Here is a 16221-nt window from a genome sequence, read left to right as displayed (position 1 = left end):
GCCTCCGGCACCCCAAGCTTGGCTTGCACTGGCCGCACCGATCATTAAATTAGGCGAGAAATCAGCCACCAGCGCCCTCAATTCCCGCGGAAGCATGACCCGCCCATGAGCTATATCGAAGCAACAGATACCTCCTTGCGAAAGACCGGACAGATCAAGCTGCATGGCCCGAGCGGGTTCGCCGGCATGCGCAAGGCAGGCGCACTGGTTGCCAAATGCCTCGACGAACTCACCGATATCGTGAAGGAAGGCATTCCGACATCGCGGATCGACGATTTCGTCCGCGACTTTGCGTTCAGCCATGGCGCCTATCCAGCGACGCTGATGTATCGCGGCTACCGCTATTCGACCTGCACGTCGATCAATCACGTGGTCTGCCACGGCATGCCCGGCGACCGCGCGCTGAAGGAAGGCGACATCGTCAATGTCGACGTCACCTTCATCGTCGACGGCTGGTACGGCGATTCCAGCCGCATGTATGTGATCGGCCCGATCGCCCGCAAGGCGGAGCGGCTGATCGAGATCACCTATGAAGCGATGATGCGCGGCATTGCCGCCGTAAAACCCGGCGCCACCACCGGCGATATCGGCCACGCCATCCAGAGTTTCGTGGAACCGCAGGGCATGAGCGTGGTGCGCGATTTCTGCGGCCATGGTTTGGGCCGCATGTTCCACGACGAGCCGAACATCATCCATATCGGGCGGCCCGGCGAAGGCGTGGCGCTGAAGCCCGGCATGTTCTTCACCATCGAGCCGATGATCAATCTCGGCAAGCCGCATGTGAAGATCCTGTCCGACGGCTGGACCGCTGTCACGCGCGACCGTTCGCTGTCGGCGCAGTTCGAGCACTCGGTCGGCGTGACCGCCGATGGCGTCGAGATCTTCACGCTGTCGCAGCGCCACGGCGAGAAGCCGCTGGTTGCGGCATAATTGGACCAGCCGCAATCCTACCGCGCAAGCCCAGGGCCGTCGTCTTCGACATGGACGGCCTGCTGATCGACACCATGTCAGCTTATGTCAGCGCCATGGTCGAGGCCAGCCATGATGTCGGGCATGTCGTCTCGAAAGACTATGTGCTGTCGCTGGCCGGGCTGCTCGGCACTGAGCTGGAGGCGCAGCTTCGCGCCGACCACGGCGCAGCGTTTCCGCTTCCCGCCTATCTGAGCGCGGTCTCGGCGCGGCTCGGCCCGACACTGAAGGCCGGCGTCCCCTTGAAGGCGGGCGCGTTGCCGTTGCTGGAAGCGTTGGCGCAGGCGGCCACGCCGATGGCGGTGGGGACTTCCATGACGCGGACGGAAGCGCTTCATCATCTGACGCATTGTCGGGTCAACCACTTCTTCCGCACGGTCGTCGCGCGGGACGACGTGGCCCGCGGCAAGCCGCATCCGGACGTTCATCTGAAGGCGCTATCGGCACTGGGGTTCGATGCCCGTGATTGCCTGATCCTGGAAGACTCGTTCAACGGCGTGCGGGCGGCGCACGCCACCGGCGCCATGGTGATCATGGTGCCGGAAGTGATGGCGCCGACGCCGGAGATCGCGGCGCTTTGCACGCTGGTGGCCGCGGACCTGGATCAGGTCCGCGAGATCATCGGGCGGACGGAAGGCCCGGCGAACTGAATTCCTTCCGCTTCGACACTTCATGATTGCAACGGCACGGCACGATTGATGTCGATGCTGCGAGGACGACAGGCAAAGGCCAGTTGCAAATCGTTCTCAATACAGCCCCTGCGGCAACATGCCGGTCCCCTGATTTGAATCCCTGCGGAATAGGCCGTGCGTAACGGTGTAAGGACTAGACATGGCGCTCTCCATTGACGGCGCCTTTGACCGGCCAGGGATCAATCAAGCAATCAAACAAGGGAGCAAGAGCAATGTTCGAGATTTCACGTCGCGATCTGATTCTCGGGAGCACGGGAGCCGCGCTCGTTTTCGGCCTCAACGGACCGGTTTCGTTCATCGGTGCGGCGCAGGCGCAGCGCGCTGCGGACAGCCTCAAATACAAGGTCGGCGACATCGAGGTGTTCAGCCTGCATGAAGGCTCCATCGAGCGCACAGTCACCGAAGCCATGGTCAAGAATGCCTCGCTCGACGACGTCAAGAAGGCACTGAGCGCGGCGGGCATCGGGCCTGACAAGATCGACAACCCCTTTACCGTCACGGCGATCCGCACCGGCGGCAAGGTCGTGCTGTTCGATACCGGCTTTGGCGGCAACGGTCCAGCCACGGTGGGCAAGCTCGCCGACAACATGAAGGCCGCCGGCCTCGATCCGGCGACCGTCTCCACGGTCGTGATCTCGCATTTTCATGGCGACCACATCTCCGGCCTGTGGGTGAAGGAGACCAATGCGCAGGTATTTCCGAACGCCGAAATCATGATGCCCGAGGTCGAGTACAAGTTCTGGACCGATCCGGCGCTGGTGGAGAAGGTGCCCGAGGCCAACCGTCCGATGGTCAAGCGCATCCAGGCAACGTTCCCGACCTGGAAGAACGTCAAGCAATACAACGACGGCGCCGACCTCGCACCCGGCGTCAAGGCGATCGCCACGCCCGGCCATACCGTCGGACACATGTCCTTCCTGGTGGCCTCGGGAGGACAGCAGCTCTACATCCAGAGCGACGTCACCGGCATGCACCAGCTGTTCGTCAGGAATCCCGGCTGGTTCTCCAGCTTCGATGCTGATGGACCAAAGGCAGAGGCCACGCGCCGCGCCTTCTTCGATCGCGTCATTGCCGAGAAAGGCATGATCGCCGGCTATCATTTCGGCTTCCCGAATGTCGGCACCCTGTCGAAGGACGGCAACGGCTATGCGTTCGCGGCCGTGAAGGCCTGATCGCGGGCCCGTTCGATACAAGTAAAGGCGCCGCATTTCGTGCGGCGTCTTTTTTTGCATCCGAAATTCGCCGCCACCCGCACTTCAGAGTTGCAAAAGCTGGCGGGCACGGCATGCTTGCTGCCGATGCCCGCCAAGAACAGCGATCCCGGCGCCGAACCCACTGAGCCGCCGCACTACCACGGCCATCGCGAGCGGCTGCGCGAGCGCTTCTACGCGGCCGGGCCGGAGGCGCTCAGCGATTATGAACTGCTGGAAATGGCGCTATTCCCGGCCCTGCCCCGCCGCGACACCAAGCCGCTGGCAAAGTTGCTGCTGAAGAAATTCGGCTCGTTTGCCGAGGTCATTCACGCCCCCGTCGCGCGCTTGCGCGAAGTCGAGGGGATCGGCGACGCCTCCATTCACCAGATCAAGCTGCTCGCGGCCGCCGCGAGCCGGGTGGCAAAAGGCGAGATCAAGCGCAGCGTCGCGCTGTCGTCCTGGAACGACGTGATCGGTTATTGCCGCAGCAGCATGGCGTTTGCCGATAAAGAACAGTTTCGCCTGCTGTTCCTCGACAAGCGCAACCAGCTGATCGCCGACGAAGTCCAGCAGACCGGCACCGTCGACCACACCCCGGTCTATCCGCGCGAGGTGATCAAGCGTGCGCTGGAATTGTCGGCGACCGCGCTGATCCTGGTGCACAACCACCCGTCCGGCGATCCAACGCCCTCGCAGGCCGACATCCAGATGACGAAAGCGATCGTCGACATCGCCGCCCCGCTCGGGATTTCCGTGCACGACCACATCATCGTCGGCAAGAACGGGCATGCGAGCTTGAAGGGGATGCGGCTGATCTAGTGACGATCGGCGCCCTGCGGCGCATTCACGACGCAAGAAGCGAAGGACACCCGGTTAGCTGTCGGCGGCAGTCAAGAAGCTGTCCACGACGCGCCATACCTTGCGCGTAACGGACGGCTCGCCGAGCCGCATCGCGGTGTTGGCCGAACGGAGCACGGCTTCGATCTGGAACGCGGAGAGTTCGGGATCCGGGTTGACGATGTCCCCTTGCTTGACCGCATGTTTCAACTCGGTGGAAAGTCGAGCGACCCACGCTCTTTGAGCGTCCGCCACCAGGTCGCGCAGCGGCCCTGGGTGGGAGTCAAGTTGAGTGAGATTGGCCGCGAAAAAACAACCGCCGGCGAAAAGCGGCCGTTCGGCATATTGCAGCCATCGATCGATCAAATCGCGAAATCTGCGCACGCCTTGCGGTTTTGCCTCGGCGGGACGCGTTACGAAGTCGCGGAACATATCGAGGGCGTAGGCGAAGGTATCTTTCTGAAGAGTCTGCTTGGTTTCGAACAAGGCCTGAATGCCGGCCTTGCTCATTCCGGTTTCGGTCGCAAGCCGCCCGAAACTCAGTCCCTCCAGGCTTTCCAGTGACGCAATATCGACGGCCCGGGCCAACACTAACTTTCGCGAGCGCACGCCGCGAAGTAGCCGTTTGTCCGTGGTCTCGTCGACAGTCCGTTGGTCCGATGAGGCCAGGCTCAAAGTCGGTGGACTGCGGATGGGCTTGACTTTAGGTGACCGTGGCGCCCGCATGGCAGAATCCTAGCACAATTCTCACAGGACTTAACACATTCGATCGTCGATGTGGCCAGGCCCGAATTCAAACTGCGCCGCGCGTCTCGTCTGTCGGCTGCTCCTCGCCGCGAAGCAGGCATTTATCCGAGAGCAAGGTCGATGGATGACCCACGGACCTCGCGTTTGGTGACTTCCACATCTGCACCGTGCGGCTTCACCGCAAGGCTCAGAGGATGCTGAACATCCGATGATCGATGCGGCCCTGACCGTACTCGCCGTAGCCGACGGTGACCATTCCACAGAGCCACGTATAGCGCTCGTCCGACGTCTCGAACCTGGGCGTTGGCCGCACATAGCTTTCGTCGAAGGATATCCGCTCGCCTTTGGCCAGACGCTGACGGCCATCCGGCGGGTACCGCAGAACGCCATGCGAATCATAATGGATGAGAACACCATCATGGGTACGCATGGTTGCGCGAACATCCATGCGACTGATGCCGTCGGCGCCGAGGGAGACCCAGTCGCCGCCGCCCGGCAGCATTTCGCCCCGGAAGCGCGGACCTTCGAAGCGGCCGCCTTTTACCACATAGGTCAAGCGTGTGCCGAGGGGAGTCGAGATCACCTGGCCGAGCTCCAGATCGATGCTGAGATCGCAGAGATGCTCGACCGGCAACGCGTTGATCAACGGCCGATCGAACAACGGTTTCCTCTGGTCTGCGGCGAGCGTTTTTGCGTTAGTCACGTTCGCCTCCATCATGCCGCTTCGAGCGCTGCCTTGAGCTGCGCAAAATCGAAGAACGTGTCTTTGCGTGTGACGAGCCCGTTGTCGTCCACCTCGACAACGTCGAGCGCACGAAAGCCACGGCGAGTCTTGCCCGGCGGTTCGTATGTCAGCGTCCAATCGAGCGTCCAGTGCCGCTCGCCGAACAGGAGGCGATGGACCTCGACGGCAAAACCGGGGTAGCGCTCGAAGACCTGGGTGAACTCTGTGCGCAATGCGTCGGCTCCACGAATCACGCTGGTCCGGCCGTGCGCCTGAAACGTCGAGTACGGCGCATGCAGCGCGAGGATGGCAGCCGGATCGTGGGCGATCCAGGCGGCAGCATAGCGCTCCGCGATCGCCGCGATGTCCAGCTTGGTTGCTGCGGTTTTCAACTCAGTCGTTGCGGTCATATCGACCCTCCAAGGATTGTTGAACTCATGGGCAAGCCTATCTTCCACCAACTCCATATGTCAATACGGTCGACCGTATTCTTTTATGGCAGCGACGCGACATCCGCGGGTCAGGAGGATTTATATCGGTCAGCAAATTTCTAACTGCAGAGGAAGTAGCGGAACGTTATCGCGGCGGCGTATCCGTCGGAACGCTCCGGAACAGGCGCGATGAAGACCGGCCCATTCGTGAGGGTTGGCAAAGCCGTGTTCTATCCGATCGACGAGCTTGAAGCGTGGGACGAAGAAATTGAGTGCAGTGCCGTGCGTCCAAGCGACTCGCTGGGTCATCAGTGATCAGGCGTGGGAATCACGATTGGGGCCGGAATTGAATCGGTTTGCAGCCAGCGCGAAGCTCTAACGATCTCGTGTCCGGACGCCGCTTGACGCCTCTTCGGTGGTTTGTCGCAGGCACCTGGACAAAATGCGAAAGCAACCCCGTGCTACAAGCACCGTCGTCATCAATTCTGATGACGCGAGGGATGCCGACTCAAGATAGCGCCGTGGGGAAATTGCAGCCCGGACGGCCGGTTGGTGACATGCCGTCCACAATATGCAAGGCTCACGGCATTGAAGACCCAAGCGGGCCAATTTTTTTCTCTTGCCTGCCCGTCTTGCCGAACTAGCGACAAGCTGCTTTTCCGTTGAATGGGTATCCAGCCGGCTGGTCCGGCTGAATCCAGGGGCATTCATGCTGCGGCACTCGGTTCGCATTTTGACGGCTGCAGCCTGCGTCGCGCTGCTCGGCGCCTTCACGGCGGCGGCAGTGACAGGCGCTTTTGCGCAAGCCTCTGCCATGCAACCCACGGGTGCCAAGCCGACGTCGCGGCCGTCCGATTCCGGGATCATCGAAACCCGCAGGGACGGCGAGGCAATTGAGGACCGGGTAGAAAGGCTTGAGAAGGAGGCCGAGGCCGCACTCAACAATTGCGACGAGGCCGCCTTCTGGGCTGCACGCCGTGCCCTCATTGAGGAAGTGGTGCACGTAGTGAAACGTCTTCGTGTATATGGCGATCCAGCCAGCGCCGCGTATCAGAGGGAGCTGCGCAGTGAGTGGAGTCGTTACCTCGTCGACATCGCTTTTTGGCAGTATATCCGCCCACCCGATTGTCTGCGCACGGCGCCGGGCCAAGCCCAGCTGGTGCCGCTCCCCGAGCAGCCCGCACTGCAGCCTCGCTCTTACGGGACGACCGGCGATTGGAAGTTCGTCATCGGGGAAGTTTGCAGCGCAAACCCGGAGCTCGCTGCCTGCACGCAGTCCAATACGCCCAGTGTCAACCTCGCCGCCGACAGCGGCACTTCATGCACCTACACCAGCAGTTTACCTTCGCGCCTGCCCCTAATTCCGATCAACGACGGGGGCCCCTCGATTTCGCCGCAAACGCCGGCGAGCGGCACACCGAGTTCGCCGCCGCCTGGCGCAGCCGCGTCCGCCGACGCGTCGCCGCCCCCTGGCGAACCGGTTCTCGGCCCAGGTCAAGCGGAGAGGCTGGCCGACATTTTCTTTCCTTCGAAGAGCGGACGGCCCCGCCCAGCAGGACCGACGGTGCTGCCTCCGGGCTCCTCGCCGCCGCCGTCCGGGCCCGGCACATCCCTAGATCCATCGACCTGGACACCAGGGCCGCCCGGCGGCATTCCACCGGACGCGGCGCAAGCGGACGGCACCGATGTCAGCCCGGAGCTGGTGGAGTGGCTCAAAAACGAACTCGATCAGCTGATCGAGAAAAACAGGCAGCGGCAAGCGGGCCAGGACAACAGCGCGCGCCCCGGAAGCGCGCCTCCCGCGCCGGCGGCCTCCGCTTCCACCTCATCGGCTCCCACCAGCTCCGACGCGCCGCCGGCTGCAGCCGATAAGCCTGCCACAACCGCAGAACCCGCCGGCACGCCGACCTGGATTGGACCCGTCCCCAAAAGTCCATTTACGACCAAGCTTACCTCCCAATCCGACACGCTGCCTGCCGGAACGCCGCCTGCGTCGACCGATGCGCCGCCGCCGTCGACCAGCCCGCCACCCGCATCAACCAGCACACCGCCTGCGTCGACATCTCAAAGCAGCGCACCGAGCACGCCGATACCGGTCGCCGGCGCGCCGACGCCGGACGCGCCGCGGGAAATCCAGGTCACAATCCATTTCAAATTGAACGTCGCAAACTTGCCGCAAGCCGAAGTGCCAAAGACGGCCGAGGGTCACATCGCCGGGTTGTTGGTGGATGCACCTCCTCTGCCGGGCAAGCCAGGAACCAGCGCGAGCCAGACGGCGCAGACGATCGGCGCCGGACAAGATGCGTTGCGGTGCCGTGCCGGAGCGGACGGCTCGTGCACGGTTTCGCAAAAGCCCGGGGGAGTGACGGGGCCGGGCACGGCGGCCGGCAGCTACAGGATCGACGTACCGGTATCGCAGACCGCCGGCGGCATCATCGAGACCACCGGCAGCAAGACCGAGCCCAACCTGACCGGGCCGCCGGGCTTGAACGTCATCGGCCAGGCGTTTGCGGTCGGGCCAAGGACTTTCATGCGAGTCGGCTTCGCGCAGGCGTTCGGGCTGAGCGTCGATCCCCAGGCATTTTTCCAGGCGCGGTTCGGCGACAAGTATAAGATCGATTTTTGCTTCGACGAGGCGCCGATGGGCGCGCATGGCATCGCCTCGAGCATGCTGAACAGCGAACTGCCTGCCGCCGCAATCGAGCTGCGCCTGTCACACCGGCCGCGGAGCAGCAAGTAATGATGCGGACGCTCGCTTCGCTTTTGATCGGTTGCAGCGCGCTCGGCCTCGCGGCGTCCGCGCAGGCGCAAACCGCCACGCTCGCCCCGCCTGACAACCAATACTTCGTCGGTCGGGGATCCTGGGGGCAGAAATATCCCGACCAATGGGCGCTTCAGCGCATCGGCTTCGACGCGTCGCCAAATTCGGCCTGGCGGCTGGTCAGGCGCGACGCCAAGCCTGTCATTGTTGCGGTGATCGACACCGGCCTCGACTGGAACCACAAGAACATCTCCTGGGACAACATCTGGCGCAATCCGAAGGAGATTCCGGACAACGGCATCGACGACGACGGCAACGGCTTTGTCGACGACGTGGTCGGCTGGGATTTCTTCGAGCGCGGCAACAAGCCGTGGGACCACGACGGTCACGGCACATTCGTGTCCGGCATCATCGCGGGACGCTGGGATGACAAGGAAGGCGTCGCCGGCATCAATCCGTTCGTGCGGTTGATGATCCTGAAGGGCATCAACAATTTCGGCCATTCGCGCGGATCTTATCTGGCGGAAGCTATTACCTATGCGGCGGACAACGGCGCCCGCGTCATCAATCTCAGTGTCGGCGGCAAGCACATCAGCGAGGTGGCACAGGCGGCGATCGACTACGCCTATTCAAAGGGTGTCGTCATCGTCGCTGCCGCCGGCAACGAGGCCGCCGACATTCGCACCTACGGTGTTGCCGCCTCCGACAAGGTGATCACGGTCGCCTCAACCGGCTTCGATGACGAGCGGGCGGTATTCTCCAACTGGGGCAAGGTTTCGGTCGCCGCGCCAGGCATAGACGTGCTCAGCCTGCGCGCCCGGCGCACCGACATCATGCTCGGCGTGATCGGCGTGAAGTATACGGCGGGCGAGGCCTATGTCGGGCCGGACAAGCGTCATTATCGCGCGAGCGGCACCTCGTTCTCCGCGCCGCTTGTCGCCGGGGTCGCGTCGCTGATGATTGCGAACGATCCGAACCTCACCAACAAGCAGGTGATGGCAATCATCAAGAGCACGGCTCGCGACGCTGGCACGCCCGGGGTCGACCAGTACACGGGCTACGGGATCGTCGACGCGGTGGCCGCGCTGAAAGCGCCGAAGGATTACTTCCTGTTCGCCGGCATCAATCGCGTTGAGGTCGTGCAGCAGGGCAAAGCGCCGGTGGTGCGGGTGCGCGGCACGGCAGACGCTAATGCGTTGAAGTCGGCACATATCGAGGTCGGAGCTGGCGAGACACCGACGAGCTGGAAACGCGTGGGCGCAGCCAAGAAAAGCACGGGGCCCGACGCCGTGCTGGGAGATATCCCGGCGGCGGCGTTACAGGGCGCGAAAATCTGGCAGATTCGTGTGGTTATCGAGCATAAGGACGGGGCAACGCGGGAAGCACGCTTTAAGTTGAATCTGGGGTAACGGCTATTCGAAGGGGGCGTGGTGACATGCGGAATTTATCTTACGGACTTGTGGTGCTCGGCGCGCTGACCTGGTCTGGCGCGGCCTGCGCGGTGACGAGCGAATCCGCAGTCAACGTCAGTAATGCCGGCGCGCCGATCGCAGGCGCGACGATCTCGATCAAGCCGGTCGCACGCTCCACGCCGCGGCCCGTCAGCACAGCACAACGACCGGTGCGCGTGGCCCCGCCAAAGGTCACGACCAGAAGCGACGGAACGTATCGTCTTCACTACGACGACGAACTGCATCGAGGGATGCTGTTCGATGTCACCGTAACGGCGGCATCAGGACATCGATACACGTTGCGCGGGCTTTCGATCGAACAGATTCTCGCCGGTATCGATGTCGCAGCACCTGGCAGCGCAACGCCGGCCATCGCGCTTCCATCGACCGGTCCTGGCAGTCCAACGCCGGGAATGCCCGGCGGCACACCGAGCGTCGAGGTCAACCTGTCCGGCGGCGGGACCTTCGTGGGCTTGCCCGACAGAGGATTCATCGCCCGGGAATTGCAGGGCTCGGGTGTGCAGGAGTTCAACCAGGTCACACCATCATCCCGGTCGACCGGTGCGGGCGCTCAGTTCAAGATCAGCATCAACGATGCGCCGACGCCGGCCTCACGGATATTTTTCACCTTCAACTACTTCAACGTCGATACGGACAGCACCGGCGCGTACGATCCGGGCGGCGGCTTCCGGCTGAATCTCGCCGGCGCGCAGGGTGGTGCAAGCGGCGTGTCGATCGGCGGTAACCCCCTCAACCGTGTGACCAACATTCTCTTCAGCAACAATACGGAAGGCTTCAGCGGCGGCGGCGGCATTCGCCTGCCCTTGGGCGGCACGCTCGCGAGCGGGACCTCGTTCGATGCCGGGATCGGCGTCACCGGCAATCGGCTGACCTCTCGCGAAGCTTTCAACGGACAAATTCCCGGATTCAACCGAGACTTCTCTTACACAAGCAATGTGAGCGTGAATTCCGTCCAGTTGGATCTCGGCATCGGCGCGACCCAAATTTTCCGGCCGACAGGGTCGGGAGTGATTATGCTTTTCCAGGGCGATGTCACGGTGTCGCCCGGTGTATTCTCGGGCAACGGAACGGATCGCTTCAGTTTCACCGGAATCAATACCTCGACTGCCGACTTAAGCAAATCGGAGATCGACGTGGGCGTCGGCGTCAGCGCGGGGCTGAATTTTGGCTTGCCCGGAAGCACCGTGAGCCGAAATCGGATCAATGGGCCATCCATCTTCGTCAAGGGCGGCTATGAATCCCGGCCCGGATTTCCGGTGATTGAGCGCGACGGTACCAACCCAAGCAGGCTCGAACTCAAGCGCGCCGACATCTTCACCGTGTCCGGCGGCGTCACGGTCCCGTTCAACATGAACACGCGGTGACCGTCAGCACGACGCACTGATGCGCCTGATGCTGACCTCGAAGCATTGGGCCCGGCCGGGCGCAAACTAGTTCACCAGCAGAACTTCGCCGACCCGATCGATGTCATAACCGTCGAGTTCTTTCGCACGCTCCCGAAAAGCCGCCGATCGCAGGAAGGCGAACAGCCGCTGCGGGCCGGGCAGGAAATAGTCGCGCTGCCGCAGCACGAGATCAAAATTCTCCCATGTCAGCGGCAGGAATTCGAGGGCGGCGGCGAGCGCGACCGACCGCGTCGCGATGCCGCAATCGGCGCGGCCCGAGCGCACCGCCTGCGCGACATCAGTCCCGGTCGGACAAACCGGCTTCAACAGGCTGACATCGTGCGCCGCAAGGCCGGCGCGGGCGAGCAGCGCAATCAGCAGCAGTTGTGCGCCGGCACCGAGCGGACGTTGCGCCATGCGTGCGCCGGACTGCGCGACCGAGGCAACGTCGCTCAGCTTGAGCGGATTATCAGGTGCGACCAGGATGCCTTGCTCGCGCCGCGCAAACGCGATCACGACGGCATCGTGCAATCCCGGCGCGCCTGCAACGGTCGCGACGTTGACCTGCGCATCATCCTCGTGGGCGTGCAGGTGAATCGCCGCGGCCATCACCTCGCCGCGCGTCAGTCGCCGCAAGCCAGCTTCGCTTCCCTCCGGCAGGCTGGCGAGACCGCAGCCGCTCTCGCGCAACGCCCATTCCAGCAGCGGATCATGGCTGCCGCCAACGATCGGGGGTGCTGCAACATGGGCGAGCGCCGCCGGCGCGATCAGGCCGGCCGTTACCCAGCGGTCGAGCGCCGCGCGCGGAAACAGCCAGCGGCCCGTCACCTTGGTGCAGGGCACCGCGCCCTGCGCGACCAGCTCATAGAGCTTGCGCTCGGACAGCCGCAAGTAGGTCGCGGCCTCGTCGGTGGTGAGGAGATCGGCCATCGCAGATAAGCACCAATATGCATGAATATGAACTTGTTACGAAATTTGACCATGCCCGCGGCTTCTGCACAAGATATAGGGAAAGGGTGGATTGGGAATGCCGGGCGATGTTTCTGCGCTTCAACTGGTGCTGACCGGTGATCCGGCGCTGCTGGCCATCGTGCGGCTGTCGCTGATCGTCAGCCTATCGGCCGTCGTCCTTGCCGCCCTCATCGGGATCCCGTTCGGCGCTGCGCTGGCGCTGATCCAGTTTCCCGGCCGTCAGGCCGTCATCGTCGTGCTCAATGCGCTGATGGGCCTGCCGCCGGTGGTGGTCGGGCTGGCGGTTTTCCTGGCGCTCTCGCGCGCGGGCCCGCTCGGCTCCTGGGGCCTGCTGTTCACGCCGAAAGCGATGGTGATTGCGCAAACGGTGCTGGTGGCCCCGATCATCGCCGCCCTCACGCGCCAGACCATCGAGGATCTGTGGCTCGAATACCGCGACGAACTCACCGCGATGAATGTCGGCCCGGCCCGCCGGGTGGCGACGCTGATCTGGGACGCGCGCTTCAGCCTCGTCACCGCGCTGCTCGCCGGTTTTGGCCGGGCGGCCGCCGAGGTCGGCGCCATCATCATTGTCGGCGGCAATATCGATGGCTTCACCCGCACGATGACGACCGCGATCGCGCTGGAAACCTCCAAAGGCGACCTGCCGCTGGCGATCGGACTTGGCATGGTGCTGATCGCGATCGTGATCGCGGTCAATGCGCTGGCCTGGACCGCCCGGCGCGCCGGCGAGCGAATGGCGGGGTGACCATGCGCGCGCCAACGTCAGACCTGCCGATCAGATTCGAGAACGTCACGGTCGCCGCCGGGGCGGTGACGATCCTTGACGCTGTCACCCTCACGATGAACCCGGGACCGCCGACCATCCTGATTGGCCCAAACGGTTCGGGAAAAAGCACGCTGCTGCGAACGGCGATGGGCCTGGTGAGGCCATCACAGGGGCGCCTGACGTGGGGCGGACGGGAAGACGTCCCGCCGACACGGCGCGCCATCGTGCTGCAGCGTCCGGCAATGCTGCGGCGGACCGCGGGCGGCAATATCCGTTATGCCTTGCGCGCGTCTGATGTCGCGCGGACCGAGCAGCAAAGCCGGATCGGCGAATTGCTCGCATTGGTCGGCCTCGGACCACTGGCGGATCGTCCCGCGCGCCGGCTGTCGGGCGGCGAACAGCAGCGGCTTGCGCTGGCGCGCGCGCTTGCCCGCAACCCCGCCATCCTGTTCCTGGACGAGCCGACGGCGAGCCTCGATCCCGCCGCCACCAAGGCGATCGAGGACGTCGTCCACGCGGTGAGCCGGCGCGGCATCAAGGTCGTCATGGCAACCCATGACCTCGGCGAGGCCCGGCGGCTGGCGGGCGATATCGTGATGCTTCACCGTGGCCGCGTCATCGAAACCGGTCCGGCGGCAGCGTTCTTCAACACACCGCAGACTGGCGAAGCGAAGACGTTCCTCGCCGGTGAACTGCTCGTTTGACGAATTTCTGGGAGGAAATCAGATGTTTACTCGCCGCTTGCTGATCGCGACCGCCGCCACTGCCGTTTTCGCGACGACTGCCTTTGCGCAGGACAAATCGATCCTGGTGGCGTCGACCACCTCGACGCAGGATTCCGGCCTGTTCGGCCATCTGCTGCCGATGTTCAAGGCCAGATCCGGAATCGACGTGAAGGTCGTTGCGCAGGGCACCGGCCAGGCGATCGACACTGGCCGCCGCGGCGACGCCGACGTCGTGTTCGTCCACGCCAAGGCGGCAGAGGAAAAATTCCTCAGCGAAGGTTTTGGCGTCAAGCGTTACCCTGTCATGTACAACGACTTCATCCTGGTCGGCCCGCAAAACGACCCCGCGGGCATCAGGGGATCAAAGGACATCGTCGCCGCGTTCAAGACGCTCAAGGAGAAGAGCGCCGCCTTCATTTCGCGCGGCGACAAGTCCGGCACGCACCAGGCCGAACTCAATCTCTGGAAAGTCGCAGGCATCGACATCGCGACGGACAAGGGCCCCTGGTACAAGGAGATCGGCCAGGGCATGGGCGCCGCGCTCAATACGGCCGCGGCTTCAAACGCCTACGTACTCACCGATCGCGCCACCTGGCTTTCGTTCAAGAACAAGGGCGAGCTCGTCATCGAGGTCGAAGGCGACAAGCGGCTGTTCAACCAGTATGGCGTCATGCTGGTGAACCCGGCGAAGCATCCTGATGTCAAGAAGGAGTTCGGCCAGCAATTCATCGACTGGCTGGTTTCGGCCGAGGGCCAGAAGGCGATCGCCGATTACAAGATCAACGGCGAGCAGCTGTTCTATCCCAATGCCAGCGATCCGGGCGCCTGAGCACCCGCGGACATCGGCGTTCGCCGGCCCGGTTACCCGCCGGCTTCGCCATCGAGCGAGATTTCGCGGCCGGCCCTGTCCTTGCCGCGAAGATGAAGCTTGTCGCCGTCAAACGACAAGGTCCACTTCTGCAATTCGTCCATCCCCACCGCCTGGCGCTCGACCTCAAACGTGGAGCCGTTCAGCCACTTTCCTTTGGTCGCAAATACGCCGCCGGCAATCGACTCGCTTTTGCGATACAGGCCATCAAGTCCAATCGGACCGATAAACCGGCGCGACGGCTGGGTCCGATCGGGCGCGTAGAACTCGAGGTCGTAGTGCGGGCTTGGATGAGCGAGGATCAGCGATATCGATTTGACGTTCAGCCCATTGGCCGGAAATTTGTAAGTACGCCCCGAGACCGTTGCCGCGGTATCCGGCGTTTCGCCAATCTCTGTCGCCTTCTCGGTCGAAATCTCGCGAATTTTGCTCGCGAGCAGATTGGTGGCGGCGGGGTCAGGCGGCAACGCAGTCTTTGATTTGATCGCACCGACAATGTAATCGGCAAGCCGGTTCAACGGGCAAAAGTCACGCGCCGTCATCACCGCGACGACATCGAGTTGGGCAATGACCATGATGATCTGGCAATGGTATCCGACCGCCATGTAGACCTGTTTGTCGGGAACGGCCCAGAACAAGTTCGAGTACCGCAGCTCCGGCATCCTGGGCATATTCATGTTCACGGTGGCGTGGCTGACCTTGTCGATCCAGGCGGGCGGAACCAGCGCTCTGCCGTCCCACTCGCCGTTGCGCAAGTAAAGATAGCCAATCTTCGCCATGTCCCTCGGCAGCAGTGCCAGACCGTATCCGCCGGTCGAGATACCCTGGGGATCATGCCACCAGTTCGAGACCTTGATCCCGAGCGGACCGAACAGCTTGGCCTTCGCATAGTCCGCGGTGCTCATGCCTGTGAGCTTGGCGATGATGCCGGACAACAGATGCGTGCTGCCGCTGTTGTAGTTGAAGACCTCTCCCGGCGCGCTCGCCATCGGGCGATCAAGAACGAATTTGATCCAGTCCGGTTGGCGGCTCATTTCGATCATCGAAGCCGGAAACCCGCCCAACGGCTCGTTCCAGTCGATTCCGGAAGTCATGTCCAGCAGGTTCTGAACCGTGATGGCTTTCTTTCGGTCGTCGAGATCGGCGATGCTGCGATCGCCGAAGAACTCCAGTACCGGATGGTCGAAGCTGTCCAGCAGCCCATCCTTGTGGGCAATCGCCGCCAGCGTCCCGACCACCGCTTTGGTCGCGGAGTTTATCCGGTGCGGTATGTCCGATGTATACGGGGCGTAATAGGCATCCAGCACGATACGTCCATGCCGAACCAGCAACAGGCTGTCGAGGCTGCGGGTTTTCCCGAAATCGAGCAGGTTGACGAGCGCCATTGAATCCATGCCCTGCTCTTCCGGCGTGGATGTTTGCCATTGCTGGGTTGGCCAGACGCCTTGCGATTCCGCTTGCGCAAGGGCTGCCGGGCCGCAGACCAGGGCTGCCAGGGCGAACAGGCCGACCGCGGCCCCCGAAACGGCGGATCGTATGTCTGGCATGAGCGCTTTCGCTGCTTGATTGTGGACTCAATCATCTGCGACCTGGGATCGGAATGTCAATCCTCTGAAGATCGCGGACCAAACCACCAATCTCTCGTGTCGGTTCCGATCTAGTTTTCGACCTGACAA

Annotated in this window: 15 protein-coding genes; 10 read left to right on the top strand and 5 right to left on the bottom strand. The window is 63.1% G+C overall.

Annotation, left to right across the window (positions count from 1 at the left end; all coding sequences use genetic code 11):
* Positions 1 to 105: 105 nt before the first annotated feature.
* The 4 genes from map to radC all read left to right on the top strand — a co-directional run bounded on the left by map (position 106) and on the right by radC (position 3673).
* Positions 106 to 930, top strand: a complete 825-nt coding sequence (gene map, locus ACSQ84_RS22885; RefSeq protein ID WP_436213967.1) for a type I methionyl aminopeptidase — start codon at positions 106 to 108, stop codon at positions 928 to 930.
* On the top strand, positions 927 to 1619 hold the full coding sequence (locus ACSQ84_RS22880) for an HAD family hydrolase (protein WP_436214093.1): 693 nt from the start codon (positions 927 to 929) through the stop codon (positions 1617 to 1619). Before map ends, ACSQ84_RS22880 begins: the two co-directional genes overlap by 4 nt.
* Positions 1620 to 1873: 254 nt before the next feature.
* A complete protein-coding gene (locus tag ACSQ84_RS22875; RefSeq protein ID WP_436213966.1) occupies positions 1874 to 2833 on the top strand; it encodes an MBL fold metallo-hydrolase in 960 nt (319 codons plus the stop codon).
* Between the two features lie 126 nt (positions 2834 to 2959).
* Entirely contained in the window at positions 2960 to 3673 is a 714-nt protein-coding gene (gene radC / locus ACSQ84_RS22870; protein ID WP_436214092.1) for a RadC family protein, read from the top strand.
* 54 nt (positions 3674 to 3727) lie between these two features.
* Here the strand turns inward: radC and ACSQ84_RS22865 are convergent, their stop codons facing one another.
* The 3 genes from ACSQ84_RS22865 to ACSQ84_RS22855 all read right to left on the bottom strand — a co-directional run bounded on the left by ACSQ84_RS22865 (position 3728) and on the right by ACSQ84_RS22855 (position 5572).
* The gene (locus ACSQ84_RS22865; protein ID WP_436213965.1) at positions 3728 to 4279 is read right to left on the bottom strand and encodes a TetR family transcriptional regulator C-terminal domain-containing protein; all 552 of its coding nucleotides are present in this window, start codon (positions 4277 to 4279) and stop codon (positions 3728 to 3730) included.
* 346 nt (positions 4280 to 4625) lie between these two features.
* The gene (locus ACSQ84_RS22860; protein ID WP_436213964.1) at positions 4626 to 5156 is read right to left on the bottom strand and encodes a DUF3237 domain-containing protein; all 531 of its coding nucleotides are present in this window, start codon (positions 5154 to 5156) and stop codon (positions 4626 to 4628) included.
* Positions 5153 to 5572, bottom strand: a complete 420-nt coding sequence (locus tag ACSQ84_RS22855) for a nuclear transport factor 2 family protein (RefSeq protein ID WP_436213963.1) — start codon at positions 5570 to 5572, stop codon at positions 5153 to 5155. The genes ACSQ84_RS22860 and ACSQ84_RS22855 overlap by 4 nt, the downstream gene beginning before the upstream one ends.
* Positions 5573 to 6302: 730 nt before the next feature.
* On the opposite strand from ACSQ84_RS22855, the gene ACSQ84_RS22850 reads away from it, so the two are divergent.
* Genes ACSQ84_RS22850 through ACSQ84_RS22840 form a run of 3 tightly spaced genes read left to right on the top strand, consistent with a single transcriptional unit; the run spans position 6303 to position 11190 of the window.
* Positions 6303 to 8333, top strand: a complete 2031-nt coding sequence (locus tag ACSQ84_RS22850) for a hypothetical protein (protein WP_436213962.1) — start codon at positions 6303 to 6305, stop codon at positions 8331 to 8333.
* Positions 8333 to 9763: a S8 family serine peptidase gene (locus ACSQ84_RS22845; RefSeq protein WP_436213961.1), complete on the top strand. Its 1431-nt coding sequence runs from the start codon at positions 8333 to 8335 to the stop codon at positions 9761 to 9763. Before ACSQ84_RS22850 ends, ACSQ84_RS22845 begins: the two co-directional genes overlap by 1 nt.
* A gap of 53 nt (positions 9764 to 9816) precedes the next feature.
* Positions 9817 to 11190, top strand: coding sequence for a hypothetical protein (locus ACSQ84_RS22840; RefSeq protein ID WP_436213960.1), 1374 nt, complete (start codon positions 9817 to 9819; stop codon positions 11188 to 11190).
* Between the two features lie 66 nt (positions 11191 to 11256).
* Here the strand turns inward: ACSQ84_RS22840 and ACSQ84_RS22835 are convergent, their stop codons facing one another.
* Complete coding sequence (locus ACSQ84_RS22835) at positions 11257 to 12141, bottom strand: substrate-binding domain-containing protein (protein ID WP_436213959.1); 885 nt, start codon at positions 12139 to 12141, stop codon at positions 11257 to 11259.
* 97 nt (positions 12142 to 12238) lie between these two features.
* On the opposite strand from ACSQ84_RS22835, the gene ACSQ84_RS22830 reads away from it, so the two are divergent.
* Genes ACSQ84_RS22830 through ACSQ84_RS22820 form a run of 3 tightly spaced genes read left to right on the top strand, consistent with a single transcriptional unit; the run spans position 12239 to position 14506 of the window.
* Positions 12239 to 12931 (top strand): ABC transporter permease, encoded by a 693-nt coding sequence (locus tag ACSQ84_RS22830; protein ID WP_436213958.1) that lies wholly within the window; start codon positions 12239 to 12241, stop codon positions 12929 to 12931.
* A gap of 2 nt (positions 12932 to 12933) precedes the next feature.
* Positions 12934 to 13656, top strand: coding sequence for an ATP-binding cassette domain-containing protein (locus ACSQ84_RS22825; protein ID WP_436213957.1), 723 nt, complete (start codon positions 12934 to 12936; stop codon positions 13654 to 13656).
* A 22-nt stretch (positions 13657 to 13678) separates the two neighbouring features.
* Positions 13679 to 14506 (top strand): extracellular solute-binding protein, encoded by an 828-nt coding sequence (locus ACSQ84_RS22820; protein ID WP_436213956.1) that lies wholly within the window; start codon positions 13679 to 13681, stop codon positions 14504 to 14506.
* A 32-nt stretch (positions 14507 to 14538) separates the two neighbouring features.
* Here ACSQ84_RS22820 and ACSQ84_RS22815 read toward each other — a convergent pair whose 3' ends face one another.
* Positions 14539 to 16092 (bottom strand): serine hydrolase domain-containing protein, encoded by a 1554-nt coding sequence (locus ACSQ84_RS22815; RefSeq protein ID WP_436213955.1) that lies wholly within the window; start codon positions 16090 to 16092, stop codon positions 14539 to 14541.
* Positions 16093 to 16221 lie beyond the last annotated feature (129 nt).

Origin of the sequence: Bradyrhizobium sp. LjRoot220, assembly GCF_964252915.1 — a bacterium.
In the GTDB taxonomy this organism is placed as follows: Bacteria; Pseudomonadota; Alphaproteobacteria; order Rhizobiales; family Xanthobacteraceae; genus Bradyrhizobium.
This window is presented reverse-complemented; position numbering and strand designations above follow the sequence as displayed.

What these genes read in the sequence shown, in the direction of transcription:
- map (WP_436213967.1), top strand. Translation starts at nt 106, where the DNA reads ATGAGCTATATCGAAGCAACAGATACCTCCTTGCGAAAGACCGGACAG.
- ACSQ84_RS22875 (WP_436213966.1), top strand. Translation starts at nt 1,874, where the DNA reads ATGTTCGAGATTTCACGTCGCGATCTGATTCTCGGGAGCACGGGAGCC.
- radC (WP_436214092.1), top strand. Translation starts at nt 2,960, where the DNA reads ATGCCCGCCAAGAACAGCGATCCCGGCGCCGAACCCACTGAGCCGCCG.
- ACSQ84_RS22860 (WP_436213964.1), bottom strand. Translation starts at nt 5,156, where the DNA reads ATGATGGAGGCGAACGTGACTAACGCAAAAACGCTCGCCGCAGACCAG.
- ACSQ84_RS22855 (WP_436213963.1), bottom strand. Translation starts at nt 5,572, where the DNA reads ATGACCGCAACGACTGAGTTGAAAACCGCAGCAACCAAGCTGGACATC.
- ACSQ84_RS22850 (WP_436213962.1), top strand. Translation starts at nt 6,303, where the DNA reads ATGCTGCGGCACTCGGTTCGCATTTTGACGGCTGCAGCCTGCGTCGCG.
- ACSQ84_RS22845 (WP_436213961.1), top strand. Translation starts at nt 8,333, where the DNA reads ATGATGCGGACGCTCGCTTCGCTTTTGATCGGTTGCAGCGCGCTCGGC.
- ACSQ84_RS22835 (WP_436213959.1), bottom strand. Translation starts at nt 12,141, where the DNA reads ATGGCCGATCTCCTCACCACCGACGAGGCCGCGACCTACTTGCGGCTG.
- ACSQ84_RS22830 (WP_436213958.1), top strand. Translation starts at nt 12,239, where the DNA reads ATGCCGGGCGATGTTTCTGCGCTTCAACTGGTGCTGACCGGTGATCCG.
- ACSQ84_RS22825 (WP_436213957.1), top strand. Translation starts at nt 12,934, where the DNA reads ATGCGCGCGCCAACGTCAGACCTGCCGATCAGATTCGAGAACGTCACG.
- ACSQ84_RS22820 (WP_436213956.1), top strand. Translation starts at nt 13,679, where the DNA reads ATGTTTACTCGCCGCTTGCTGATCGCGACCGCCGCCACTGCCGTTTTC.
- ACSQ84_RS22815 (WP_436213955.1), bottom strand. Translation starts at nt 16,092, where the DNA reads ATGCCAGACATACGATCCGCCGTTTCGGGGGCCGCGGTCGGCCTGTTC.